Annotated in this window: 22 protein-coding genes; 14 read left to right on the top strand and 8 right to left on the bottom strand. The window is 68.9% G+C overall.

What is annotated here, in order from left to right; all coding sequences use genetic code 11:
• Window positions 1–22: 22 nt before the first annotated feature.
• The 6 genes from AC07OD_RS03645 to AC07OD_RS03620 form a co-directional block, all read right to left on the bottom strand.
• Complete coding sequence (locus tag AC07OD_RS03645; RefSeq protein ID WP_494595195.1) at window positions 23–2,182, bottom strand: TonB-dependent receptor; 2,160 nt, start codon at window positions 2,180–2,182, stop codon at window positions 23–25.
• Between the two features lie 174 nt (window positions 2,183–2,356).
• The gene (locus AC07OD_RS03640) at window positions 2,357–2,689 is read right to left on the bottom strand and encodes a DUF3325 domain-containing protein (protein WP_492253559.1); all 333 of its coding nucleotides are present in this window, start codon (window positions 2,687–2,689) and stop codon (window positions 2,357–2,359) included.
• Between the two features lie 3 nt (window positions 2,690–2,692).
• The gene (locus AC07OD_RS03635; protein WP_494595590.1) at window positions 2,693–4,468 is read right to left on the bottom strand and encodes a PepSY-associated TM helix domain-containing protein; all 1,776 of its coding nucleotides are present in this window, start codon (window positions 4,466–4,468) and stop codon (window positions 2,693–2,695) included.
• Window positions 4,469–4,515: 47 nt separating this feature from the next.
• Complete coding sequence (locus AC07OD_RS03630) at window positions 4,516–4,824, bottom strand: DUF3649 domain-containing protein (protein ID WP_492244046.1); 309 nt, start codon at window positions 4,822–4,824, stop codon at window positions 4,516–4,518.
• A gap of 484 nt (window positions 4,825–5,308) precedes the next feature.
• Window positions 5,309–5,785 (bottom strand): bacterioferritin, encoded by a 477-nt coding sequence (gene bfr, locus AC07OD_RS03625; RefSeq protein ID WP_218295408.1) that lies wholly within the window; start codon window positions 5,783–5,785, stop codon window positions 5,309–5,311.
• 268 nt (window positions 5,786–6,053) lie between these two features.
• The gene (locus tag AC07OD_RS03620) at window positions 6,054–6,857 is read right to left on the bottom strand and encodes an FTR1 family protein (RefSeq protein WP_494595193.1); all 804 of its coding nucleotides are present in this window, start codon (window positions 6,855–6,857) and stop codon (window positions 6,054–6,056) included.
• Between the two features lie 345 nt (window positions 6,858–7,202).
• Between AC07OD_RS03620 and ahpC the strand changes: the two genes are divergently transcribed.
• From ahpC to AC07OD_RS03550, 14 genes are all read left to right on the top strand, one after another.
• Window positions 7,203–7,778 (top strand): alkyl hydroperoxide reductase subunit C, encoded by a 576-nt coding sequence (gene ahpC / locus AC07OD_RS03615; protein WP_218295406.1) that lies wholly within the window; start codon window positions 7,203–7,205, stop codon window positions 7,776–7,778.
• Between the two features lie 176 nt (window positions 7,779–7,954).
• Complete coding sequence (ahpF, locus tag AC07OD_RS03610; RefSeq protein WP_218295405.1) at window positions 7,955–9,571, top strand: alkyl hydroperoxide reductase subunit F; 1,617 nt, start codon at window positions 7,955–7,957, stop codon at window positions 9,569–9,571.
• Between the two features lie 360 nt (window positions 9,572–9,931).
• A complete protein-coding gene (locus tag AC07OD_RS03605) occupies window positions 9,932–12,142 on the top strand; it encodes a TonB-dependent hemoglobin/transferrin/lactoferrin family receptor (RefSeq protein WP_494595589.1) in 2,211 nt (736 codons plus the stop codon).
• A gap of 47 nt (window positions 12,143–12,189) precedes the next feature.
• On the top strand, window positions 12,190–12,546 hold the full coding sequence (locus tag AC07OD_RS03600) for a hypothetical protein (RefSeq protein WP_218295404.1): 357 nt from the start codon (window positions 12,190–12,192) through the stop codon (window positions 12,544–12,546).
• Window positions 12,543–13,676, top strand: a complete 1,134-nt coding sequence (locus AC07OD_RS03595; protein ID WP_218295403.1) for a hemin-degrading factor — start codon at window positions 12,543–12,545, stop codon at window positions 13,674–13,676. Before AC07OD_RS03600 ends, AC07OD_RS03595 begins: the two co-directional genes overlap by 4 nt.
• Window positions 13,666–14,550, top strand: coding sequence for a heme/hemin ABC transporter substrate-binding protein (locus tag AC07OD_RS03590; protein ID WP_494595191.1), 885 nt, complete (start codon window positions 13,666–13,668; stop codon window positions 14,548–14,550). The genes AC07OD_RS03595 and AC07OD_RS03590 overlap by 11 nt, the downstream gene beginning before the upstream one ends.
• Window positions 14,547–15,629: a FecCD family ABC transporter permease gene (locus tag AC07OD_RS03585; protein ID WP_494595190.1), complete on the top strand. Its 1,083-nt coding sequence runs from the start codon at window positions 14,547–14,549 to the stop codon at window positions 15,627–15,629. Before AC07OD_RS03590 ends, AC07OD_RS03585 begins: the two co-directional genes overlap by 4 nt.
• Window positions 15,626–16,438, top strand: a complete 813-nt coding sequence (locus tag AC07OD_RS03580) for a heme ABC transporter ATP-binding protein (RefSeq protein WP_492807184.1) — start codon at window positions 15,626–15,628, stop codon at window positions 16,436–16,438. The genes AC07OD_RS03585 and AC07OD_RS03580 overlap by 4 nt, the downstream gene beginning before the upstream one ends.
• A gap of 112 nt (window positions 16,439–16,550) precedes the next feature.
• Window positions 16,551–16,928, top strand: a complete 378-nt coding sequence (locus AC07OD_RS03575; RefSeq protein WP_255594722.1) for a hypothetical protein — start codon at window positions 16,551–16,553, stop codon at window positions 16,926–16,928.
• A gap of 144 nt (window positions 16,929–17,072) precedes the next feature.
• Window positions 17,073–18,329 (top strand): TolC family protein, encoded by a 1,257-nt coding sequence (locus AC07OD_RS03570; RefSeq protein ID WP_494595187.1) that lies wholly within the window; start codon window positions 17,073–17,075, stop codon window positions 18,327–18,329.
• Window positions 18,330–18,366: 37 nt separating this feature from the next.
• A complete protein-coding gene (locus AC07OD_RS03565; protein WP_218295399.1) occupies window positions 18,367–18,924 on the top strand; it encodes a hypothetical protein in 558 nt (185 codons plus the stop codon).
• Window positions 18,921–20,042 (top strand): efflux RND transporter periplasmic adaptor subunit, encoded by a 1,122-nt coding sequence (locus AC07OD_RS03560; protein ID WP_218295398.1) that lies wholly within the window; start codon window positions 18,921–18,923, stop codon window positions 20,040–20,042. The genes AC07OD_RS03565 and AC07OD_RS03560 overlap by 4 nt, the downstream gene beginning before the upstream one ends.
• A 13-nt stretch (window positions 20,043–20,055) precedes the next feature.
• Window positions 20,056–23,175 carry an efflux RND transporter permease subunit gene (locus tag AC07OD_RS03555; protein WP_494595186.1) on the top strand — a complete coding sequence of 1,040 codons (3,120 nt, stop codon included), beginning with the start codon at window positions 20,056–20,058 and terminating at the stop codon, window positions 23,173–23,175.
• Window positions 23,176–23,215: 40 nt separating this feature from the next.
• Window positions 23,216–23,605 (top strand): hypothetical protein, encoded by a 390-nt coding sequence (locus AC07OD_RS03550; RefSeq protein ID WP_494595184.1) that lies wholly within the window; start codon window positions 23,216–23,218, stop codon window positions 23,603–23,605.
• Window positions 23,606–23,685: 80 nt separating this feature from the next.
• On the opposite strand, the gene AC07OD_RS03545 is transcribed toward AC07OD_RS03550, so the two are convergent.
• The gene (locus AC07OD_RS03545) at window positions 23,686–23,907 is read right to left on the bottom strand and encodes a hypothetical protein (protein WP_369642881.1); all 222 of its coding nucleotides are present in this window, start codon (window positions 23,905–23,907) and stop codon (window positions 23,686–23,688) included.
• A gap of 221 nt (window positions 23,908–24,128) precedes the next feature.
• Complete coding sequence (gene ppsR / locus AC07OD_RS03540) at window positions 24,129–24,950, bottom strand: posphoenolpyruvate synthetase regulatory kinase/phosphorylase PpsR (RefSeq protein WP_218295395.1); 822 nt, start codon at window positions 24,948–24,950, stop codon at window positions 24,129–24,131.
• Window positions 24,951–24,971 lie beyond the last annotated feature (21 nt).

Raw genomic sequence — 24,971 nt, 5'->3', positions numbered from 1 at the left:
GGCGGCGCCTGCATGTGCCGCGTCAGAACCGCGTGCGCAGCGTCACCTGCAGCGCGCGGGGCGAGCCGGGCAGGATCAGGTTGTCGTTGCTGCCGTGCGCCGACACGTAGTACTTGCGGTTGGCCAGGTTCTTGATGTTCACGTCCAGGTCCCACTGGCCCAGCGTGTACTGCACGGCGGCGTCGAGCGTGGTGTAGGCGGGCAGGGTGACCTGGTTGGTCAGCGAGGTGAAGCGCGCACCCACATAGTTCACGCCGCCGCCCACGCGCAGGCCGTGGCCCAGGTCCTTCATGGCCCACAAAAATGCCGAGTTGCGCGGCGTGAGTGCAGCCACCTTGCCCTGCGCCGCGATGGCCGCCGTGGGCAACTGCAGGGTGCTGGTGGTGGCCAGCGACCGGGTCATGCGGCCATCGAGCCATGCATAGCCGGCGCTCACGTCCCAGCGGTCGGGCAGGCGGCCATTGGCGGTCAGCTCCAGGCCGTTGGTGCGCTGCGTGCCCACGTTGATCTGGCGCGACGGGTTGGTTGGGTCGGTGTTCTTGATGTTGGTGCGCTCGAGGTTGAAGAGCGCGCCGGTGAAGTTCAGCCGGCCGTCCAGCACGTCGAGCTTGACGCCGATCTCCTTGTTCTCGGTGATCTCGGGCTCGGCGCCGGTGTTGTTGGCGGCCAGTGCGAAGGTCTCGGCCGAGGGCTGGAACGACTTGCTGTACGACACGTAGTACGACAGCGCCTCGCTGGGCTGCCACACCAGGCCCGCGCGGGGGCTGAACTTCTTGTCGGTACGCGAGAGGCCCGCGAGCTTGCGGTCGAACGTGGTCTCCTGCCCGAACACGTCGTAGCGCGCGCCCACCAGTGCCTTCCATTGCGGCGCCAGCGTGATCTGGTTTTGCCAGTACAGCGCGGCCGTGTCCTGCGTGGTGTGGCTGGGGATGGCGCCGTCGGCCGCAAAGCTGGCGGCCGGGATGGCGGGGGCAGGGCGGTTGCCGGGGTTGAAGATCGGCACGCGGTCGGCGCCGCCCGAGACGGACTCGGCGCGCTTCTTCTGCTGGCCCAGCTCCACGCCCATCAGCCATTCCTGCTGGAAGCCGCCCAGCTGGTGGCGCCAGGTGACGTCGGTCTGGTTGAAGAAGCCTTTTTCGTCGCGCAGGACGAACGAGCGCGTGCGGCCCACGGTCAGGTTCACCGGGTCGGTGGTGCCGCCGGGCAGGGTGTTGTAGCGGTCCAGCGCGTAGTCGTACAGGCGCGTGACGTTGCGCACCGACCAGTCGTCGTTGAAGCGGTGGTTCAGCGTGGCCGCGAACGACTGCATGGTGCTGGTGGTGGTGTCGTCCTGCGCGGCGTTGCTGGAGCCGTAGTACGTGCGGGGCGACACGTTGACGGGGCGGCCGTTGAGCGCGGGAATGCCAAAGTCCGTCAGGCGCTGGTCGCGGGCGTGGGTGTACTGCAGCAGCAGGTCGGTCTGCGCCGCGAGCTTGAGCGCGAGCGACGGCGCGAAGTTGTGGCGCTTGACGAACTGCTGGTCGCGGTAGCTGCCCGAGTCTTCCACCGCGGCGTTGATGCGAAAGGCCGCGGTGTCGCTGATGCCCACATTCACATCGGCCGTGGCGCGGCGGTAATCGAAGCTGCCCAGGCCCAGCGATGCCTCGCCCGAGGTCTCGCCGAACCTGGGCTTCTTGGTCATGCGGTTGATCAGGCCGCCCGACGAGCCGCGCCCGTACAGCACGGCGGCGGGGCCCTTGAGCACCTCCACCCGCTCGATGTCGGCCAGGTCGCGGAAGTACAGGGCATCGTCGCGCACGCCGTCGACAAACTGGTCGGCGATGGCCGTGAAGCCGCGGATCACCACCTGGTCGCGCTGCCCGTCGCCGTGGCTCATGGCCACGCCGGGCACGTTGCGCAGCACGTCTTCCATCGACCGCGCGCCCTGGTCGCGCATGAGCTGCTCGGGCACCACGTTCACGGCCTGGGGCACGTCGCGCAGCGGCGCGCTGCCCTTGGTGGCCGAGGTGCTGGCGGCGGGTGAATAGCCATCGTCGCCCGTGGTGGACTGCACCGTGACCTCGCCCAGCGTCTGCGGTGCGGTGGCCGGCGGCGGGCTCTGCGCCCACGCGGCGCTGCAAAGCGCGGCGAGCAGGGCAGCCGACAGGGGTCTGAGCGTGTGGGACTGGCGGATGGCGTGCATGGTTTTTCCTCGGGCGTGTGCGCAGCGCAGATGAAGACGGCAACCCCGCACCCCGTGCCTGGCGCGGGCCGGTGGTCGGCCCTTGGCTGGGAGGTGTGCGAAGCGTGAAAAGGGGTGAGGGTGGTGGCGGTAACGTTCAGGGGCGGAGGTCTGGCGGGCGGGCGGCGGTGTTCATCACCAGCCCCAGGCCCACGCGAGCAGGCCGCCCGCCAGGGCCGCGCCCGCCAAGGCCGGGGCGCGCCGGGGTTGCCAGGTCATGGTGGCCGTCACGGCCACCGCCGCCACGGAGAGCGCGACGGTCCAGGCGGTGACGCCCAGCGAGGCTGGGGTCTCGCCCGAGGGGCGGGCCGCCAGCCACAGCGACAGCAGCAACACCAGCCACCCGGCGCGGCGCAGGTGCAGCAGGCGGCGCTCCGTGCCTTCCCGGCCCAGCGCGTCTTCATGGTGGCGGTCCATGCCCAGTGCGATGGCGGACCACGCCGCGAAACACAGCAGAAAGGCGGACATGGATCAGGCCCCCGAGGTCGAGACGTCGGGCGTTGCCGACAGCGCCGGTGCAGCGGGCTGTGGGGCGGATGCGCTGGCAGCGGCGGCGTGGCGCAATGCCTTGGACACAGCGGCCCGGCCCTTGCGCACGCGCCCCGGGCGCAGCCGCCAGGACAGCCAGCCCAGCAGCAGGCCCGTGGCCAAGAACGACAGGTCCATGCTCGCCCAGATCCATTCGCCCGCGGGCAGCGTGACGCCCAGGTGGGTGTGGGTGGTCAGTGCGTTGATCAGCGGCAGGGCCGTCCACACGGCACCCGCAGCGCCCAGCGGCACGGACCAGCCCATGCGGCTGGGCCGCGCCACGGCGCACGCCAGCGCCCACAGCAGCGCGATGCCCCAGGCGCTGAAGAACCAGGCCAGCTCGGTGTCCGCCCGGCCCTCGATGCCCACGGGGATCAGGCGGTTGGAGGCCACGTACACGCCGCAGGCCAGCGGCAGGCCCGCCAGCGTGGCGATGTTGATGGCGGCGACCAGACGCTCGCCAAAGGGCGCCTTGGTGCGCGCTGCAGGGGTGGCAGCGCCTTGGCGGCCGGCTTTGGTTTGCGACAGGGCGCTGCGCTTGACGGTCCACAGCACCATGCCCGTGGCGATCATCAGGCTGCCCAGCACGCCAAAGCCGAAGAGGGCCCAGCGCATGCCCACATCGGCAAAGCGCGCCAGGTGCAGCCCGTACAGCACGCCATACGTCTTGGCGGCGTGGCCCGTGGGGTCGGCCTGGTCCAGCCACTGGCCGGTGGTGGCGTCGAACAACAGGCGCGGCGGGCGGTACTGCAGTCGGTCGCCCTCGTGGCGCGTGACCTCGACCACGGCGCGGCCCTTGGCATCGCGTCGCGCCTGCAGGCTGCCGATGCGCCCGCCGTCCCAGCGGGTGCGTGCTTCATTCAGGATGGGCTGCAGCGCGATGGCGGGCAGGGGCTCCACCTTGTCGTTTGCGCCGCGGCGGGGACGGCTTTCGGCCTTCTCGCCCTGCAGGTCGGCAAAGTACGCGTTGGAGTCCACGCCCTTTTCATTCTTGTACGTGGTGGCGATGCCGGCGGGCATGTACAGCGTGTGGAAGATCATCAGCCCGCTGAAGGTGATCATCAGGTAGAACGGCAGCACCAGCACGCCGGTGACGTTGTGCGCATCCAGCCAGGCGCGCTGCCCGCCCTTGGTGGGGCGGAAGGTGAAGAAGTCCTTGAAGATGCGGCGGTGCGTGATCACGCCGGTGATCAGCGCGACGAACATCAGCATCGTGGCCACGCCTACCACCCAGCGGCCTTCGAGGGTCCAGCGGCCCTTCTGGGCCGTGCGCAGCTCGAAGTGAAAGCGGTAGAAGAAGTCCCCGCCCATGGTCTGGCGCGCCTCGATGGCTTCGCCGGTCTGCGGGTTCATGCGCAGCGTCTCGAACCGGCCGTTGCCGGTGCCGCGCCACAGCAGGTTGACGGCCGGGTCGCGCTCGTCGGGCAGGTGCATGATCCACTGCGTGACCTCGGGCGACTTGCGCTGCAATGCGTCCAGCGACTTCTGGGCCACCTGCGCATCCGCCGCGGGCAGGCCGTGCATCTCGGGGCGCATCCACAGGTTGAACTCGTTCTTGAAGAACGACAGCGTGCCGGTGAGGAAGATCGCAAACAGCAGCCAGCCCAGGATCAGCCCGGCCCAGGTGTGCAGCCACGACATCGCCTGGCGAAAGCCTTCTCGGTCGTTGGGTGTCCTGGCGGCTTTGGCCTTGGCGTTGACCGGGGCAGCCGTGGGCATGCCCGCTGCCATGTCTGCGGACGCGTCGGGTGTCAGTGTGGTGGCGTTCATGCGGCGGCCTTCATCCATTGCGGCGCCATGGCGCAGGCGCCCAGTACCAGCGCGGGCAGCAGCGTGCCGGCCCATGCACCCAGGGCGGTGCGGGCATAGAAAGCCCAGCCCGCGGCCATGGCGTAGGCCAGCCAGGCCAGCATGGTGGCCGTGAGCACGGCCTCGACCCGCGGCATGAACTGCGCCAGCCCCAGCGACAACGCGGCCGCGAACCCCGCCGCCAGCGCATAGCCGCCTCCGATGGCCGCCACGGCGCGGGAGGTGATGGCCAGCCGGTAGCGCCAGTCGACACGCGCGGTCTTCATGGCGTGCCAGCCGGGGTGCGGCTGTCAGCAGGTGATCCGGGCGATCGGAAAGAAGCGGAGGCCCCGGGCAGGCAGGGGCTGGCGGTGCGGCGCAGCATCAGGAAGGCTCCAGGCAGGTTTGGACACAACAAACGTACAAACGCTGGCTGCAGCGGGGCAGGGCCCGGCTGACTGGCTGGCTAGGTATTCAGGGAATCAATCACGGCACCCGGGCGCAACGCGCACTCCATGCCATCAGGTCTGGGGAAGAGGTGGGCAGGGAAGGGCGGGCGCCGGTCGTAAGAACGCATTCTACTTTTGTTGAGAAGCATTCGCATTTATTGTGGCGCAACTTTGGTGGCTTTGATGTGCAGTTGCAACATCCTGTGACTGCAGGGCGATGCGGCCCTGCCTTCGCGCGGACACAAAAAAACGGGCCAGGGCCCGTTTTTCTGATTTCTTCGTTGGTGGTTTTTTTCGTGGAGCGCTCTGGTGAACTCTTGCTTCAGTCCGCGTCGCCCATCTGCGACTGCAGGTAGTTCTGCAGGCCGACCTTGTCAATCAGGTCGATCTGGGTTTCGATGAAGTCGATGTGCTCTTCCGTGTCATCCAGGATCTTTTGCAGGAGGTCGCGCGAGACGTAGTCACGCACGCTTTCGCAATGGGCCATGCCTTCCTTGATGGTGGCCTGGGCGCCTTGTTCGGAGCGCAGGTCGCAGGCCAGGATCTCTGGCACGTCTTCACCGACCTGGAGCTTGGCGAGGTCCTGCAGGTTGGGCAGGCCGTCGAGCATGAAGATGCGGTCCATCAGCCAGTCGGCATGCTTCATCTCGCCGATGGATTCGGAGTACTCCTTCTTGGCCAGTTTGTCGAAGCCCCAGTGCTTGAGCATGCGGTAGTGCAGGAAGTACTGGTTGATGGCCGTGAGCTCGTTCTTGAGCTGGGCCTGCAGATGGCCAATGACCTGTGCGTCACCTTTCATGGGGACTCCTTATTGTGTTGATTCCGCCCGATTGTCGTGACCTGCGTCAGCAGGCGCAAGGCAATCCCCTGCGGGGGCGCACGGGGTGCGTGTGATGCTGAGTTGTGTTCGCATTCCCGCGCGGGTGGGCTGCGCGCCGAGCGCGGCCGGGGCGGGCTTCGTGCGCGGCGCCATGCCGCTTCCCGCCAAAAAAAGAGGCCCTGGGTGTGATGACCCAGGGTCCCGGTGCATCGGCGGGCCGCGTGTGGCGGCCTGGCCTGCCAGCGGTCTACAGCGCCTTGGCGGACGGGCCCGCTGGCGTGGCCGTGGGTTGCCCGGCACGCTGCTGGTCGCGCCAGTGCGCAATGCCCAGCCACAGCGTGGGGACCAGCACCAGGGCCAGCGAGATCGCCTGGGCCACCGTGCCTTCGGCCAGATCCTCGGTGGCGGCGTGCCACCAGGCGTTGTCGATGCCCGGAATCAGCGCGCCTTCGGTGAATTCATGGAAGGCATAGACCACGAGCTGGACCGCGAACACCGCCATGAACCACGAGGTCACGCGGAAAAAGCGGCCCAGGTTCACCGCACGGCCGTAGCGCGTCCAGGCCCATGCAATGGCGATGGCCAGGGCCAGGCCGGCGATGCCGCCCCAGGCCATGTAGCCCAGCTCGGCGCTGCGGGCCAGCGCGGCCAGCATCGTGGCGGTCTCCACGCCTTCGCGGCCCACCATGAACAGCGAGAACAGAAACACGGCCAGGGCGGCGCGCGGGCCCTCCAGCACGCTGGCGCGGTCGATGCGCTGGGCGATCTCCTGGCCCATGCCTTTGCCGGCGCTGCGCATGTGCACCACGCACCAGGCGACGGCGGCCGCGGCCACCAGGGCCATCACCCCCTCGGCCGCGGGTGATAGCGCGCCCACCTGCGACAACACCCAGCCCAGCGCCAGCGACAGCAGCACCGCCACCACGACGCCGGCGCGCAGTGGCAGCAGCAGTGCCAGGCGCCCGGTCTTGCGCAGATACAAGGTGGCGATGGCCACGACAAGCAGGGCTTCAAGCCCCTCGCGGAAACAGATCAAGAGGGTCTGGAACATGGCGGATTCGGTTCTTTGCTATGAGTTTATGAGCTGCTTGCGCTTTTCCATCCAGCGCGCGGGGGCCGGTGGGGCCACGCCCGACGTGAGCCGTGCGGAGATGGATGTGCCTTGCGCCCCTGGAGCAGATCATAAATTCAACTGAGAATGAGTTGTATTTGAATATTTGACAAGGCGCAATGGTTGGGCATGCTCCCCTGTGGGCCAAGGGCGGAGGATTTTCCGGTTTCAGTCTCGATGTATAGTTATTGGCAATTGATTTGATCTAATCAATTAATTGGATTGATGGCCCGGAAAGGCCTAGACTTCAGTCCTGTTCACTCAACCACCAACAAGGAAACAGCAATGTCCCTGATCAATACGCAAGTTCAGCCGTTCAAGACCACCGCTTTCGTCAACCGCAATGGCAAGGGTGAATTCGTCGACCTGACCGAAGCCGACCTGAAGGGCAAGTGGTCCGTGCTGATCTTCATGCCCGCAGCCTTCACCTTCAACTGCCCCACCGAAATCGAAGACGCCGCCGAGCACTACGCAGAGTTCCAGAAGGCTGGCACCGAGGTCTACATCGTCACGACCGACACGCACTTCTCGCACAAGGTGTGGCACGAAACCTCGCCCGCCGTGGGCAAGGCCAAGTTCCCCCTGGTCGGCGACCCTACGCACCAGCTGACCAACGCGTTTGGCGTGCACATCCCTGAAGAAGGCCTGGCACTGCGCGGCACGTTCGTGGTCAACCCCGACGGCATCATCAAGACGTCCGAAATCCACTCCAACGAGATCGCGCGCGACGTGAAGGAAACCGTGCGCAAGCTCAAGGCTGCCCAGTACACCGCCGCCCACCCCGGTGAAGTCTGCCCCGCCAAGTGGAACGACGGCGCCAAGACCCTGGCTCCTTCGCTGGACCTGGTCGGCAAGATCTGAGCGGACACTGATTCGGCAGAGCGCTGCGGGCGCTCCCCAGCCGGACAGCGCCATGGCGCACGCGCGCCATGCCGTCCGGCTTTTTTACGCCTTTTTCACCTACCTTTGCGGTGCCGGGCTTGCCACAAGCAGCCCCAGCCCCCACCCTGCAAGTCACAACTCGAAAGGACACCACCATGCTCGACGAACAACTCAAGACCCAGCTTTCCGCCTACCTGGAGCGCGTGACGCAGCCGTTCGAACTGGTGGCTTCCCTGGACGACAGCGAAACCGCCCGCGAGATGCGCGAGCTGCTGACGACCATCCAATCCCTGCGCAGCGACAAGATCACGCTGCGCACCGACGGCAACGACGCGCGCAAGCCCTCGTTCAGCCTGCAGCGCGTGGGCAGCACGAATTCGCTGCGTTTTGCCGGCCTGCCCCTGGGCCACGAATTCACCTCGCTGGTGCTGGCCCTGCTGTGGACCGGCGGCCACCCGCCCAAGGTCGAGCCCGAGGTGATCGAGCAGATCGCCGCGCTCGACGGTGACTTCAACTTCGAGGTCTACATGAGCCTGACCTGCCACAACTGCCCGGACGTGGTGCAGGCGCTGTCGCTCATGGCCATCGTCAACCCCAAGATCAAGACCACCGTGATCGAAGGCGGCGCCTTCCAGCAGGAAGTGGCCGACCGCGAGATCATGGCCGTGCCCATGGTGTTCATGAACGGCCAGGTGTTCGCCTCGGGCCGCATGTCGGTCGAGGAGATCGTGGCCAAGCTCGACACCGGCGCCGCCGCCCGTGACGCGGCCAAGCTGTCGGCCAAGGCACCGTACGACGTGCTCATCGTCGGCGGCGGCCCCGCCGGCGCCGCGGCCGCCGTGTACGCGGCCCGCAAGGGCATCCGCACCGGCGTGGCGGCCGAGCGCTTCGGCGGCCAGGTCAACGACACGCTGGCCATCGAGAACTACATCTCCGTGCTGGAAACCGACGGACCCAAGTTCGCCGCTGCCCTGGAAGCCCACACCCGCGCCTACGACGTGGACATCATGAACCTGCAGCGCGCCGACCAGCTGATCCCCGCGGCCCAGCCCGGCGGCCTGATCGGTGTGAAGCTGGCCAACGGCGCCACCTTGCAATCGAAGACGGTGATCCTGTCCACCGGCGCGCGCTGGCGCAACGTCAACGTGCCCGGCGAAGCCGAGTACAAGAACAAGGGCGTGGCCTACTGCCCGCACTGCGACGGCCCGCTGTTCAAGGGCAAGCGCGTGTCGGTCATCGGCGGCGGCAACTCGGGAGTCGAGGCTGCCATCGACCTGGCCGGCATCGTGGCCCATGTCACGCTGGTGGAGTTCGCCGACCAGCTCAAGGCGGACGCCGTGCTGGTCAACAAGCTCAAGAGCCTGCACAACGTGACCATCCACACCAACGCGCAGACCACCGAGATCACCGGTGCCGACGGCAAGGTCAACGGCCTCAAGTACAAGGACCGCGCCACGGGCGTGGAGCACCTGGTGCAGCTCGAAGGCGTGTTCGTGCAGATCGGCCTGGTCCCCAACACCGAATGGCTCAAGGGCACGGTGGAGCTGTCCAGGTTCGGCGAGATCATCGTCGACTCGCACGGCCGCACCAACCTGCCCGGCGTGTTCGCGGCGGGGGACTGCACCACGGTGCCGTTCAAGCAGATCGTGATCGCTGCGGGCGATGGGTCGAAGGCCGCGCTGAGCGCGTTCGACCACCTGATCCGCATGCCGGTGGTGGCGGCCGCGCCAGCGGGTGCCCCGGCTGCGGAAACGGTGGCGGAAACCGTTTGATGTTTGATTGAAAATGGCCTGCAGCGCTTGATGGTAAAGCGCTGGCAGCTATCAATAGATGAGCGACCGGCTGTGTTGTGCGGCCGGTCGCTTTTTTTCGTGGGCCCGCCGTGTCTTGGGGAGCGGCTGGTGCCGTGTGGTTGTAAATCTGGTTACGTATTGAGAATTATTCTCATATAATTCACCCCATCAGCCAGCCACAACGGCCCTTTCTGCTGCCCGCAGAAGCCAGGACCGTCTGCATGGAGCCAGCTCTGTATTCGTTGTCGTTTCAGAGAAGGACTCCCCTCCGTGGCGCAGGCATTCCGTACCCCTCCGTTTTCTTCCCGGCGCGCACAGGCGCACCCCTCCGATCAATGGCTGCAAGGCCGTCTGCGGCCGCTCACGTGGCTGGTGGCCTGTGCATGTGCCGCCATCGGCAGCGCGCATGCGCAAGATGTGGCCCAGCTGGTGGCTGCGGGCCCGGTGCTCAAGGAGGTTGTCATCAGCGGCTCGCGCAGCGAGCAGGACCGCGACGAGCTGCCCATGAGCATCGACGTGATCAACGCGCAGGCCATCGAGGAAGGCCAGGTGCGCGACATCCGCGATGTGGCGCGCGAGCTGCCCAACGTGTCGGTCACGCGCTCGCCGGCGCGCTTCACGCTGGCCAGCGGCTCCACGGGGCGCGAGCAGAACGCGGGCTTCAACATCCGCGGCCTGGACGGCAACCGCGTGCTGATGATGGTGGACGGCATCCGCCTGCCGCGCAGCTACGTCTTCAGCGCCAATGCCTTCGGGCGCGACTACCTGGACATCGGCCTGCTGCAGCGCATCGAGGTCGTGCGTGGCGCCACATCGGCGCTGTATGGGTCGGACGGCATGGCGGGCCTGGTCAACTTCATCACCGCCGAGCCGTCGGCCTTCCTCGATGGCGACAAGCGCATCGGCGGCCGCGTGAGCCTGGGCTACGACGGCGACGACCACGGCAAGCGCGTGGGCGCCACGGTGGCGGGACGGGCGGGCGACACGGTGCAGTGGCTGCTGGGCGGCAACGTCACGCGCGCCAGCGAGCTCGACAACATGGGTACCAACAGCGCGGCCAATGCCGACCGCACCCGTCCCAACCCGCAAAAGGACCAGAGCGGCGCGCTGCTGGGCAAGGTCATCCTCACGCCCGGCGGCGGCCAGCGCCATGTGTTCACGCTGGAGCATGTGGACAAGAACTCCGACTACGAGCTGCTCACCGCGCGCTCCAAGCCGCCGCTGGCCGCCACGTCCGTGCTGGGCTCCACGTCGTTCACCGACATGCAGCGCAGCCGTGCGACGTGGGAGGGCTCGTTGCGCGTGAACTCCGCCTTTGCCGACGACCTGAAGGCGACGCTGAGCTTTCAGGATTCCCACTCGCGCGAGTACGTCACCGAGGACCGCAACACCGCCGCCGACCGCGTGCGCGACGTGACCTACGACGAGCGCACCTGGCAGGCCAACCTGCAGGGCAGCAAGGTGCTGCGCGCAGGCCCTGGTGGTCTGGTACAGAAGATCACCTACGGCTTCGACTACACGTCGGCCAAGGTCGAGAACCTGCAGACCGGCGTGACCCCGCCCGTGGGCGAGACCTTCCCGCTCAAGCGCTTTCCGGACACCACAGAGACCAGTGCCGCCCTGTACGTGCAGGACGAGTTCGTGACCGGCCCCTGGAGCATCACCCCGGGCGTGCGCTTCGACACCTTCCGCATCAAGGCCGACCAGGCGGGCTTTGGCGCGCAGGCCGTGTCCCTGTCGGGCAATGCCACCTCGCCCAAGTTCGGCGTGCTGTACCGCGCCAGCGAGCAGTGGAGCGTGTTCGGCAACTACGCGGCGGGCTTTCGTGCGCCCAACGCGGGCCAGGTCAACGCCTTCTTCGAGAACCCGGTCAGCAATTACAAGACCGTGCCCAACGCCAACCTGCGCCCCGAAAAGAGCCAGAACTTCGAGCTGGGCGTGCGGGGCCGTTTGGAGAGCCTTTCCATCGAGGCCGCCGCCTTCACCGGCCGCTACAAGGACTTCATCGAGGACCTGCGCCAGGTCGGCGGCACCGGTGCGCCGGGCAACCCGCTGGTGTTCCAGTCGGTCAACATCGGCCGCGTCAAGCTCAACGGCTTCGAGGTCAAGGGCGACATGCGCTGGGGCCGGTGGGCCGGCGGGCAATGGACATCGCCGTTCAGCTACGGCCAGACGCGCGGGCGCGATACCGCCACCGGCAGGCCGGTGAACACGGTGGACCCATCGCGCCTGTCTGCCGGCCTGCGCTACGACACCGGCCACTGGATGGCGCGCCTGGATGCCACCCACGCCGCCGCCAAGAAGGCCAGCGACGTGGCCGTGGCCACGGGCAGCACGCAGTACCTCACGCCGTCGTACACGGTGCTCGACCTGTCGGGCCAATGGCGCATCCGCAAGGACCTGCGCCTGAACCTCGGCATCTACAACCTGACCGACAGGAAGCACTGGCGCTGGGCCGACGTGCGCGGCCTGGCAGCCAACGCCAACTTCATCGACGCCTACAGCCAGCCCGGCCGCTCCGTGCGGGTGTCGCTGGTGGCGGACTTCTGAGCACCCACGTGAACACGTTCCAAGGCCACCCATCAAGGAGAACACCCATGAGCCACGTTCCCGACCCTTCCAATGCCTCCGATGCCAGCGCCCACTGCGACGAGGAGTACAGCCTGCCGTGCGCCGAGGCGCTGCTGGCCGGCACGCTCGCCCTGATGACGGGCTACGTGCAGGCCTGCTGCGACACCCACCGCGACGCCATGGGCCGCAAGATATCGGCCAACCTGCAGATGCTGGCCGACGCCGACGGCTTCACCGCTCACTTCCGCACGGTGGTCTGGAGCCTGCAAGGCCGTTGGGAACAGCAGTGCAAGGCGCGCCAGGACACCGCCGCCAGCGCCGCACTGGTGGCCGCAGAGCAGCGCCGCGTGCTGTGGCACACCGCGCCGGAGGCCGTGCAATGAGCCGCGCCGTGACGAACACCCCGGGCACTCCAGCCTCCGCGCCCCTGGCCGCACCCGACATTCGCGCGCAGTTCGCCACCGCACGTGCTGCCGGCAAGCGCGCCAAGGATGCGGCCGAGAGCCTGGGGCTCTCGGAAGGCGCTGCGGTGGCGGCCCACGCGGGCGAGCATGGCCACCCGCTCAAGGCCGTGCCGCTGCAGGGTTCGTGGCTGGAGATGCTGCAGGCGCTCGAGGCCTGCGGCCCCTTGATGGCCCTCACGCGCAATGAAGGCGTGGTGCATGAGAAGACCGGCATTTACACCAACGTGTCGGCCACAGGCCCGGTGGGCATCGCGCTGGGCGAAGACATCGATCTGCGCCTGTTCTTCGCGCAGTGGCATGCTGGCTTTGCCGTGACCGAGCTGGCCAACGACCCCGCCAGGCCGCCGTCGCGCAGCCTGCAGTTCTACAACGCCAGCGGCCGCGCCGTGCACAAGATCTTTACCCGCGAAGCGACCGACCTGGCGGCGTTCGATGCGGTGGTGAGCCGCTTCGCGCAGCCCAGCGCGGGCTATGTGTTCGGCAAGGCGCCCGCGCCGGAAGCGGTGCGGCCCGATGCCGACATCGACGCCGACGGTCTGCGCGAGGCCTGGGGTGCCATGCAGGACACACACGAGTTCTTCGGCCTGACCAGGAAATTCGGCGTGGAGCGTCAGCAGAGCTTTCGCCTGGTCGAAGGCCAGTTCGCGTGGCGCGCCGAACCGCAAGCGGTATCGCGCCTGCTGGACGAGGCCGCGGTGGACGGCCTGCCCATCATGGTGTTCGTGGGCAGCGGCGGTTGCATCCAGATCCACACCGGGCCGGTGCGCAACATAAAGCCGCTCGACACACCGCACGCCCAGTGGATCAACGTGCTGGACGCAGGCTTCAACCTGCACCTGCGCACCGACGTGGTGGCCAGCGTGTGGGTGGTGGAAAAGCCGACGGCCGATGGCGTCGTCACCTCCGTCGAGGCGTTCGACCACGCGGGCGAGCTGATGGCCATGTTCTTCGGTGCGCGCAAGCCCGGCAAGCCCGAGCTGCAGGGCTGGCGCGACCTGGTGGCGCGGCTGCCGCAGGCGCAGCAAGATGAGGTGGTCCATGCTGCGTGATGGCCTGACCGACGCGGCGCGCAGGCAGCTGCTGCGCGGCATGGCAGCGCTGCCGCTGCTGTCTGTGGTGGGCGCGGAGCGCGCAGTCGCGGCCAGCCCGGCGCGCATCGTCTCGCTGGGCGGTGCGTTGACCGAGGTGGTCTACCTGCTGGGCGCGCAAGGCCAGCTGGTGGGCACCGACACCACCAGCCTGTTCCCCGAGGCCGCGCTCAAGACCGCCAAGGTCGGCTACATGCGCCAGCTCTCGGCCGAGGGGCTGCTGTCCCTCAAGCCCGACGCCGTGGTGGGCACCACCGAGGCCGGCCCGCCCGTGGTGCTGGACCAGGTGCGCAGCGCCGGGGTGCGCGTGGAACTGGTCAAGGCCGACCACACCTGGGACGAGGTGCAGCGCAAGGTGGTCACCGTGGGCCGCGTGGCCGGCCGCGAGCGCGAGGCCACGGCCCTGCAGGCGGACCTGGATGCGCAGTGGGCGGCGGTGCACAAGCTGGTGGCCGCGTCCGCGCGCCGCCCGCGCGCGATCTTCATCCTGTCGCACGGCGGCAGCCCCATGGTGGCGGGCACCGGCACGGCGGCCGATGCGCTGATCCGTTTTGCGGGCGGCACCAACGCCATCACGCAGTTCGCGGGCTACCGGCCGCTCACGGCCGAGGCCATGGCCAGCGCCGCGCCCGAGGTGCTGCTCAACAGCACGCAGGGCATCGAGGCGCTGGGCGGCGAGGCCGCGTTCTGGCAGCGGCCGGAACTGGCGCTCACGCCCGCTTTCCGCCACAAGGCCCTGGTGACGATGGAGGCCAGCCAGCTGCTGGGCTTTGGTCCGCGCCTGCCCGGGGCCGTGCGCGAGGTGCACACCCGCATGCAGGCGATCACCGCGTGAGCGGCCTGGCCGTGGCGCAGCCGGGTGCGCGCTGGACCGCGGGGCGCCTGTCGCCCCGCACCGCGCTGACCGTGGGCTCGGTACTGGTGGTGCTGGCATTGGCGTGGGCCAGCACCCAGGGCGCGTACGCCATCGCGCCCGCCCAGCTGTGGCAGGTGCTGCTGCAGGCCGTGGGGCTGGCGCCTTCTGCCGAACAGGCACCGGAATACCTGGTGTTCATCAACATCCGGCTGCCACGCCTGTTGATGGGCGTGGCGGCCGGGGCGGGCCTGGGGCTGGCGGGTGCGCTGATGCAGGGGCTGTTTCGCAACCCGCTGGCAGACCCCGGCCTGATCGGCGTGAGCAGCGGCGCCGCGCTGGCTGCTGCGCTCACCATCGTGCTCGGCATGCACTGGCTGCCCGACATGCCGCGCACGCTGGGCAGTTGGTCGCTGGTGACCATGGCCTTTGGCGGTGGCCTGGTGGTCACGGCGCTGATCTATGGGCTGGCGCAAGCCGATGGCGCCACGCGCATGGGGCTGATGCTGCTGGCGGGCGTGGCGGTCAATGCGCTGGCGCTGGCGGGGCTGGGCTACCTCAACTTCATCTCCACCGACGAGCAACTGCGCAACATCCAGATGTGGCTGCTGGGCAGCCTGGGCGGCGCGCGCTGGAGCGCCGTGGCGCTCGTGGGCACCGTCGTGGCGGTGGCCTGCGGCCTGGGCCTGGCGCTGGCGCGCCCGCTCAACGCGATTGCGCTGGGAGAGGCGCAGGCCGCGCTGCTGGGCGTGCCGGTGGAGCGCACCAAGCGCCTGGCGGTGCTGGTGACGGCGCTCGCCGTGGGGGCCGTCACGGCGGCCACCGGCATCATCGGCTTCATCGGCCTGGTGGCGCCGCACTGGGTGCGCCTGGTGGCCGGGCCGGATCACCGCGTGGTGCTGCCGGGATCGGCCCTGCTGGGCGCCGCGCTGGTGCTGGCGGCCGACGTCGTGGCGCGCACCATCGTCAAGCCGGCGGAGCTGCCGCTGGGCGTGCTCACCGCCTTCATCGGTGTGCCCTTGTTCCTGGCCATGCTGCGCCAATTCAGGAGCAAGGTATGAGAGCAGGCCCGCTCCATCCCGGCGATCCGCTGGTGTGCGATCAATTGGCGGTGGGCCTGCCCGGCCTGCCGCTGCTGGCGACCGTGCATGCGCGCCTGGCGCCTGGCCGCTTCACCGCCATCCTGGGGCCGAATGGCGCGGGCAAATCCACGCTGCTGTCCATGCTGTCGGGCCAGCGCGCGCCGCGCTCGGGCTCGGTCAGCCTGAGGGGCCGGGCGCTCACTGCGGTTGGTGCCTTGGAGCTGGCGCGCCTGCGCGCCGTGCTGCCGCAAGAGACGGCGGTGGCCTTCGACTTCACGGTGCAGGAGGTGGTGGAGATGGGCCGCTTTCCGCACCGCCAGTCGCCCAGCCGGAACGAGGCGCGCATCGCCCGCGATGCCATGGAGGCCACCGGCGTGGTCCACCTGGCGGCGCGCGGCGTGAACACCTTGTCGGGCGGCGAGCGGGCCCGCGCCCACCTGGCCCGGGCGCTGGCGCAGATCTGGGAGCCCCGGCCCGATGGCGCCACGCGCTGGCTGCTGCTCGACGAGCCCACCGCCGCGCTCGACCTGGCGCACCAGCACCAGGCCATGGCCCTGGTGCGCCGCTGGGCGGTGGAGCAGGGCATCGGCGTGGTGGCGGTGCTGCACGACCTGAACCTGGCGCTGCGCTATGCGCACGACGTGGTGCTGATGGGGGCCGGGCGCTGCGACGTGGGGCCCGTGGGGCAAACGCTGGACGCGGCGGCGATCGCGCGCGTGTGGGGTGTGGAGTGTTCCGAAGTGCGCGCCAGCGACGGCACGCCGCAGTTTCTCGTGGCGGCCGGATGAAGCCGACATGACGATTTGGTCATCTGCTCCCGTCTTGCCCTTGGTCGCATGGGGATATGCACGGTTGCGCATGCTGCACCGCGCCATCTTGTCACTAGAATGCGCGCACACCATGCGCCGCCTGCTCCTCGTCTTTTTGCTGCTGTTCATGCCGCTCCAGTCCATCTGGGCGGCTGCATCGCCGTATTGCGGGCACGAGGCAGCGCCGCAGGCATCGCACTTTGGCCACCATGTGCACGAGCACCGGGCCGACGTGCCGGCCGAGCCATCCCATGCCAGCGAAACTCAGGACCACAAGGCCCTGGCCACCACCGGCACGGCCGACATGGACTGCCATGCCTGCCACGGCGTGGGCAGCGGCATGGCGCTGAGCGCGGGTGCCCAGGCCATCGTGGTCTCGGTCGCCCGCCCTGTTTCCCAGGTGGCACCTGCCTGGGTGCATCCACCCCTCTCGCGCCCCGAACGTCCCAACTGGTCCGTCCTCGCCTGAGCGGCGAGGCGGGGCACCGGGTAGCCCCTTCCTGACGATTCCACGCAGCTCTCGCGGGCGGCGGCGGCGCGTGCTTGTGCGCCGGACATCGTCGTGCCTTGCCGATTTCAACCCCGTGGCCCCCGGCCATTGCAGAGGAATCGGATGCAACGAACGAGAAGAACGAACCACACACCACGGCTGTGCATGGCGGCCGTGGCCCTGGGGTGGGCGCTGGCCGGCAGTGCTGCGCTGGCCCAGACGCCGGCACCACCGCTCACGCTCAAGGCCTTGTTCGACAGGGCCTGGGAGCGCCAGCCCGAGGCGCAGTCGGCCGCGCTGCGGCGCGAATCGGCACAGGCCGCGCGCAGCGGTGCATCGTCCTGGACGGCCGAGCCCGCCGCGCTGGAGCTGCAGGCCAAGACCGACCGCCCCGGCAGCAACCAGGGCAACCGCGAAGTGGAGATGGGCGTGGCCCTGCCGCTGTGGCTGCCCGGCGAGCGCGCCCGCAAGGCCGCGCTGGGCGATGCCGAGATCAAGGCCGTGGAAAGCCGCCGCCTGGCCGCGCAGCTGCAATTGGCCGCCACCGTGCGCGAGGCCTGGTGGACCCTGCAGCGCGCGCAGGCAGAACTGGGCCTGGCGCAGGACCGGCTGCACAACGCGCAGCGCCTGGCGGCCGACGTGGCGCGGCGCTTCCAGGCCGGAGACATGTCGCGTGCCGACCAGGCCCAGGCCGATGGTGCCGTGGCCCAGGCCGAAGCCGCGGTGGCCGAGGCCACGGGCGCACGCGATGTGGCCCAGGCAGCCCTGGCGGCATGGGGCGGTAACGGGGTGCTGGCTGACGGTGCCGAGCCCGAGGCCGAAGCGCTGCCAGCAGCCGGCCTGCCCACCGACCACCCGGCGGTGGCGGACTGGAACGACCAGGCCGCGGTGGCGCGCCGCGCCGCCGACCTGGCCGCTGTGCAGACCCGTGCCAACCCCGAGCTGACCGTGGCCGCCACGCGCGGGCGCGAGCAGGCCGGCGAGCGCTATCTGCAAAGCTTCACGGTCGGCGTGCGCGTGCCCCTGGGCGGTGGGGACCGGGCGCGCGCCAAGGAGACAGCGGCCCGTGCCGACGCGCTGGACGCCGAGGTGCGCGCCCGCGCCGAGCAGGACCGCCTGGCCGCCGACCTGGCCGCGGCCACGGCCCGCGTGAAAGCCACGCAAGCCCAGCGCGACGCCATGGCCCGCCATGCGGCACTGGCCCGCGATACGCGCGGTTTCGTCGACAAGGCCTTCCGCCTGGGCGAAGCCGACTGGCCCACGCGCCTGCGCGTGGAGCTGGAAGCCGTGCAGGCCGAGCGCCAGCTGGCGCGTGCCCGCATCGATGCCGCGGCCGCCGTATCCACCCTGCGCCAGGCCCTGGGCCTGTTGCCGCAGTGAGCGCCCTATCCATCCCGACACCCTGTTTGTGATCACCATGCAACTCCTTTCTCTTCCTTCCGCGCTGGCCCTGGCCTTGGTGCTGGGCCTGGCGCCTTCGTGGGCACTGGCTGGCGATGGCCATGACCATGGCGAAGCCCCCGCCGCCGCAGCCGGCCCTGCGATACCGCGCTTTGCCGCCACCTCCGACCTGTTCGAGCTGGTGGGCGTGCTCGACGGGCAAAAACTGGCGCTCTACCTGGACCATGCGGGCGACAACAGCCCGGTCAAGGAGGCCCAGCTGGAGATCGACATCGCCGGCACGCGCGTGCCCGTGACCCGCGTGGCCGACGGCGAGTTCCAGGCCGCGCTGGCCGCACCGCTGGCCGAGGGGGTGAGCCCCGTCACCGCCACCGTCGTGGCCGGCAACGACACCGACCTGCTGGCCGGCGAGATCGACGTGCACGCCGCGGCCCAGGCCCACGCCGAGCCCACGGGCCGGCGCAACGCGTTGGTCGCCGGTGCCCTGGCCGCCGTGCTGGCAGCCCTGGCCCTGGCGTGGGGCCTGCGGCGTGGCCGCGCCGCGCGCGCCCAGCGCCTGGGAGGTGCAGCATGAAGCGCCTGACCTCTCTCCATTCCGTCGTGGCCCTGGCGATGGCCGCTGCGCTGTGCGCCCCGCTGGTGGCGCGTGCCGGTGAAGGCCATGACCATGGCGACGCGCCCGCAGCGGCCGACGGCAACGGCCCCAAGCGCCAGCCCGATGGCAGCGTCTTCCTGCCCAAGCCTGCGCAGCGCCAACTCGGCGTGCGCACCCTGGTGGCCGCCGAGGGCCAGCACCCCAAGGCCTTCGAGCTGGCCGGCACGGTGGTCATGGACCCCAACGCTGGCGGCAAGGTGCAGGCCGCGCTGGCCGGCCGGCTGGAGGCAGGCACCAAGGGCCTGCCCGGCGTGGGCCAGGCCGTGCGCAAGGGCGAGGTGCTGGCCTATGTGGTGCCCACGGCGGGCGCCATCGAGCGATCCAACCAACTGGCCCAGCAGGCCGAGCTGCGTGCGGCGCGCGACCTGGCGGCACGCCGCGTGGCGCGTTTGAAGGACCTGTCGGACACCGTGCCGCGCAAGGACATCGAGGCGGCCGAGAGCGAGCTGCAAAGCGTCACCCAGCGCCTGGGCGCGGTGGGGGCGGGCCTTTCGACCCGCGATGCGCTGGTGGCGCCCGTCTCGGGTGTCATCGCCTCGGCCAATGCCGTGGCAGGGCAGGTGGTGGATGCGCGCGAACTGGTGTTCGAGGTGGTGGACCCCACGCGCCTGCGCGTCGAAGCCCTGGCTTACGACACGGCGCAGGCCCACAGCGTGGCCGGCGCCGCGCTGGCCGTGGGCGGGCAGCGCGTGCCGCTGCGTTTTCTGGGCGCGGCGCGCAGCCTGCGCGACCAGGCGCTGCCGCTGCAGTTTGCCGGCGACTCGGCCGTGCTCGGTACCTTGGCCCTGGGCCAGCCCGTGCGCGTATTCGTGCAATCCACCGAGCAGGCCGTTGGCGTGCAGGTGCCCGTGGCTTCGCTGCTGCGCAATCCCGCGAACCAGACCATCGTCTGGGTCAAGGAGTCGCCCGAGCGTTTCGTGCCGCGCGTCGTCACCTACGTGCCCCTCGACGGCACCTCGGTGGCCGTGACCTCGGGCCTCAAGGCCGGTGACCGCGTGGCCACGCAGGGCGCCACGCTGATCAACCAGGTCCGTTGAAGGAAACCACGCAATGTTCAAGTGGCTACTCGAAAGCAGCCTGGCCAACCGGCTGCTGGTGCTCATCGCGGCGGGCGTGCTGATGGCCTATGGCGCCTTCACGCTGTCGCGCACGCCGGTGGACGTGTTCCCCGATCTCAACAAGCCCACCGTCACGCTGATGACCGAGGCCGGCGGCATGGCCGCCGAGGAGGTGGAGCAGCTCATCACCTTCCCGCTGGAGACGACCATGAACGGCCTGCCCGGCGTGGAGAGCGTGCGCTCCACCTCCAGCGCGGGCCTGTCCTTCATCTACGTCACCTTCGACTGGAGCACGGACATCTTCCGCGCGCGGCAGATGGTGTCCGAGCGCCTGTCGTCCATGGAGGAGGGGTTGCCCGCGGGCGTCACGCCGCGCATGGGGCCCATCAGCTCCATCATGGGCGAGATCATGCAGGTGGCGATCCCCATCGACGTGCAGCGCACCACGCCCATGGCCGTGCGCGAGTACGCCGACTGGGTGCTGCGTCCGCGCCTGCTGGCGATTGCCGGCGTGGCGCAGGTGATCCCCATCGGCGGCGAGGTGCGCCAGTTCCAGGTGCAGCCCAACACGGCGCGCATGGCGGAGCTGGGCATCACGCACGACCAGCTCACGGGGGCGCTCAAGGGCTTCTCCAGCAACACTTCGGGTGGCTTTTTGGAGCTTAACGGGCGCGAGTACCTGATCCGCCACCTGGGCCGCACCTCGCGCCTGGAGGATCTGCAGAACCTGGCGCTCACCGCAAGGAACGGCCAGCCCGTGCTGCTGCGCCAGGTGGCCGAGGTCACATTTGCTGCGGCCCTGAAGCGCGGCGATGCGGGCTTCGAGGGCAAGCCGGCCGTGATCCTCGGCATCCAGAAGCAGCCCACGGCCGACACCATCGCGCTCACGCGCAGCATCGAGTCGGCGCTGGGTGATTTGAAGAAGTCGTTGCCCGCAGGCATGGAGGCGCCGCGCGTCACCTTCCGCCAGGCGAGCTTCATCGAGGCCTCGGTCACCACCCTGCAGGGCAAGCTCATGGGCGCCTCGGTGTTCGTGGCGGTGATTTTGTTCGTGTTCCTGGGCACGCTCAGGCCCACGGTGATCGCGCTCACGGCCATCCCGGTGTCGATCTTCATCACGGCGCTGGTGTTCAAGTACTTCGGCCTGTCGATCAATACCATGACGCTGGGCGGCCTAGCCATTGCCATCGGTGGCCTGGTGGACGATGCGGTGGTGGACGTGGAGAACGTGCTGCGGCGCCTGAAGATGGACCGCTCGAAGCACCCGAACCACCGGCTGCACCCGCTGGAGGTGGTCAAGCTCGCGTCGATGGAGGTGCGCTCGGGCATCCTCTACGCCACGGCCATCATCGTGCTGGTGTTCCTGCCGCTGTTTGCGCTGCCGGGCATCGAGGGGCGTTTGTTCGTGCCGCTGGGCATCGCGTTCATCGTCTCCACCGTGGCTTCGCTGCTGGTGTCGGTCACCGTCACGCCGGTGCTGGCCTTCTACCTACTGCCGCGCATGAAGAACCTCGACCATGGCGATACCCGCGTGGTGGCTTGGCTCAAGGCGCGCTACCGCGGTGGGCTCACCCGGGTGCTGGCACGTCCGCGCATGGCCATGGCGGTGAGCGGGGTGGCGGTGGTCCTGTCGGTGGCGGCGGTGCCGTTCTTTCCGACGACCTTCTTGCCGCCGTTCAACGAGGGCACGCTGCTCATCGGCATGCGCCTGAACCCGGGCGTGACGCTCGCCGAGTCCACCGCCCTGGCCAGCCAGGCCGAGGTGCTGGTGCGCCAGGTGCCCGAGGTCACGCACGTGGGTCGGCGCAGTGGCCGGGCCGAGCTGGACGAGCATGCCGAGGGCGTGCACGTGAGCGAGCTCGATGTGGGTCTGCTGCCAGCGTCCGAGCTCACACGCAGCATGGCCGAGGTGCAGGCCGACATCCGCAGCCGGCTGGCGCAGATGCCGGCGGCGATCGCCATCGGCCAGCCGATCTCGCACCGCATCGACCACATGCTCTCGGGCGTGCGCTCGCAGATCGCGATCAAGCTCTTCGGCGAGGACCTGGATACCCTGCGCGGCCAGGCCGATGCGCTGCGCGGGCGCCTGGCCAGCATCGACGGCCTGGCCGACCTGGAGGTGGAAAAGCAGGTGCTGGCGCCGCAGATCACCGTGCGCGTGGACCACGCCGCCGCAGCCCAGTACGGCGTGCCCGCGGCCCAGGTGCTGGCCACGTTGCAGGGCCTGGTGGAGGGCGAAAAGGTGACGCAGATCGTGGAGGGCAGCCGGCGCTTCGCGCTGGTGGTGCGCCTGCCCGAGAGCGCGCGCTCGCTAGATGGCCTGGCGCAGATCATGATCGAGACCCCGCGCGGGCGCGTGCCGCTGTCGCGCCTGGCGAGCATCGAGGACGGCGACGGTCCCAACCAGATCAGCCGCGACGATGGCAAGCGCCGCATCGTGCTCTCGGCCAATGCGCAGGGCAGGGCACTGTCCGACGTGGTGGCCGACATCCGCAAGGTGGTGGGTGATACGCGCCTGCCGGACGGCTATTTCATCACCCTGGGCGGCCAGTTCCAGGCGCAGGAAGAGGCCAGCCGCCTGGTGGGCATGCTGGCCGTGGTCTCGCTGGTGCTGATGTTCGTGGTGCTGTACACACGCTACCGCTCGGCCACGCTGTCGGCGCTGATCATGGCCAACATCCCGCTGGCGCTGGTGGGGGCCGTGCTGGGGCTGTGGATCTCGGGCCAGCCGCTGTCAGTGGCGGCGCTGATCGGGTTCATCACGCTGGCGGGCATCTCGGTGCGCAACGGCATCCTCAAGGTCAGCCACTACCTGAACCTGATGCGCGTGGAAGGCGAGAACTTCGACACCGCGATGATCGTGCGCGGCTCGCTGGAGCGCCTGTCCCCTGTGCTCATGACCGCCCTGGTCACGGCCTTCGCGCTGGCGCCGCTGCTGCTGGAGGCAGAGCGCCCCGGCACCGAGATATTGCACCCGGTGGCGGTGGTGATCTTCTCGGGCCTGATCAGCTCGACCCTGCTCGACACCTTCCTGACCCCGGCCCTGTTCTGGCTGTTCGGCCGCCGCGATGCCGAGCGTCTTCTGGACGACAAGAACGCCGAGGCGTTCTGACCCTGTTCCCTGTTCCCATCCTCCCTTTGAAAGGATCACCATGACAACGAAACATCTTCTCGCCACCCTGGCCCTCGCATTCTGTGGCACTGCCTTTGCGGCAGGCGACCACGCCCACGGGCACGAACACAAGCCGCTGCATGGCGGCATCGTCGTGGAAGCCAATGACATGGACTACGAACTCGTGGCCAAGCCCGACCTCCTCACGCTGCACCTGCGCGACCATGGCAAGCCCGCCCGGACCGAAGGAGTGAACGCCAAGCTCACGCTGCTGAACGGTACGGAAAAATCCGAGGCGATGCTGGTGCCGGCGGGAGAAGGCCGGCTGGAAGTCAAGGGCACGTTCAAGGTGGCCGCGGGCACCAAGGTGGTGGCGCTGGTGGCGCTGCCGGGCAAGAAGCCGGCGAATGTGCGGTTCGCGGTGAAGTAGGCGCGCGCTCATTCAGCGTGCTGCAGGCCGGCGGCATGACCCCGCCAGCTGCTGCGCGTGGATTCGCCCTCAGGGCCGGCCTACTTCCACTGACGTCCATCGCCGGTAGCGCACCCGTAGGGTGGCACGACCCGGGCAAAGCGTTCCTGCAGTTGCGCGCAGCCCTGGCGGTTCAGGGGCGCTGGCGCCCTGGAGTTCAGTTCGAGCCCCACTTCGTCGTAGGGCGAAGTGGCCTTGTGCACGTAGTCGTACCAACGTTTGCCGACGAACAGCACCACCATTGCGGCGGCTGCAAAAGACACCAGGGCACCAGGGCAACGTGAAGGATGCGGGTTTTTTTAACGAGGCTCCGGGGGCGCGATGCCGCACAAAGCGATCCACGCGCAGGGGCGCGGTCGAGGTTGGTGCTCCCAATCGCTCACATATTAATAGCTATCAGATATTGCTGATCAAGCGCTAGAGCCTTTTTTAATCAAGCGACGGGGTGCGACGCGTTCGGCGCACACGCTCGGCGGTTCGCCCCTCAGTACACCAGCCGCTCCGGCCGGATCTCCTGCAGGATGGTCGTGGCGATCTCTTCGATGGACTTGGTGGTGGTGGACAACCACCGGATGCCCGCGCGGCGCATCATGGCCTCGGCTTCGGAGACTTCCATGCGGCAGTTCTCCAGGCTGGCGTAGCGGGAGTTGGGACGGCGCTCCGCGCGGATTTCGGCCAGGCGGTCGGGGCTGATGGTCAGGCCGAAGATCTTGCTGCGAAACGGCACCAGCGCGGGGGGCAACTGGCGGCGCTCGAAGTCTTCGGGGATCAGCGGGTAGTTGGCCGCCTTGAGGCCGCACTGCATGGCCAGGTACAGGCTGGTCGGTGTCTTGCCGCTGCGGCTCACGCCCACCAGGATCACGTCGGCACCGGCCAGGTCGCGGTTGCTCTGGCCGTCGTCGTGCGCCAGGCTGAAGTTGATGGCCTCGATGCGGTCGGTGTATTCCTTGCTGCGGCTCACGTCGCTGAAGCGGCCGACACGGTGGTGCGACTTGATGCCCAGTTCTTCTTCCAGCGGGTGCACGAAGGTGCCGAACATGTCCAGCAGCATGCCCTTGCAGCCTTCCTGGATGACCTTGAGCACTTCCATGTTGACAAGGGTGGTGAAGACCACAGGCTTCTTTCCCTCGACCTCGCCCGTGTGGTTGATCTGCCGCACCGCCTGGTGGGCCTTGTCCACGGTGTCGATGAAGGGCAGGCGCACATGGCGCGGCTTCATCTCGAACTGCGCCAAAATGGCATTGCCGAAGGTTTCGGCGGTGATGCCGGTGCCGTCCGAGACGAAAAAAACGGTGCGCGTGTGCATGGAGCAGGGTGCCTTTCAGTA

The organism is Acidovorax sp. GW821-FHT10E03 (genome assembly GCF_059415205.1).
The sequence above is the reverse complement of the archived record's forward strand: the minus strand, read 5'-3'. Positions and strand labels throughout refer to the sequence as shown.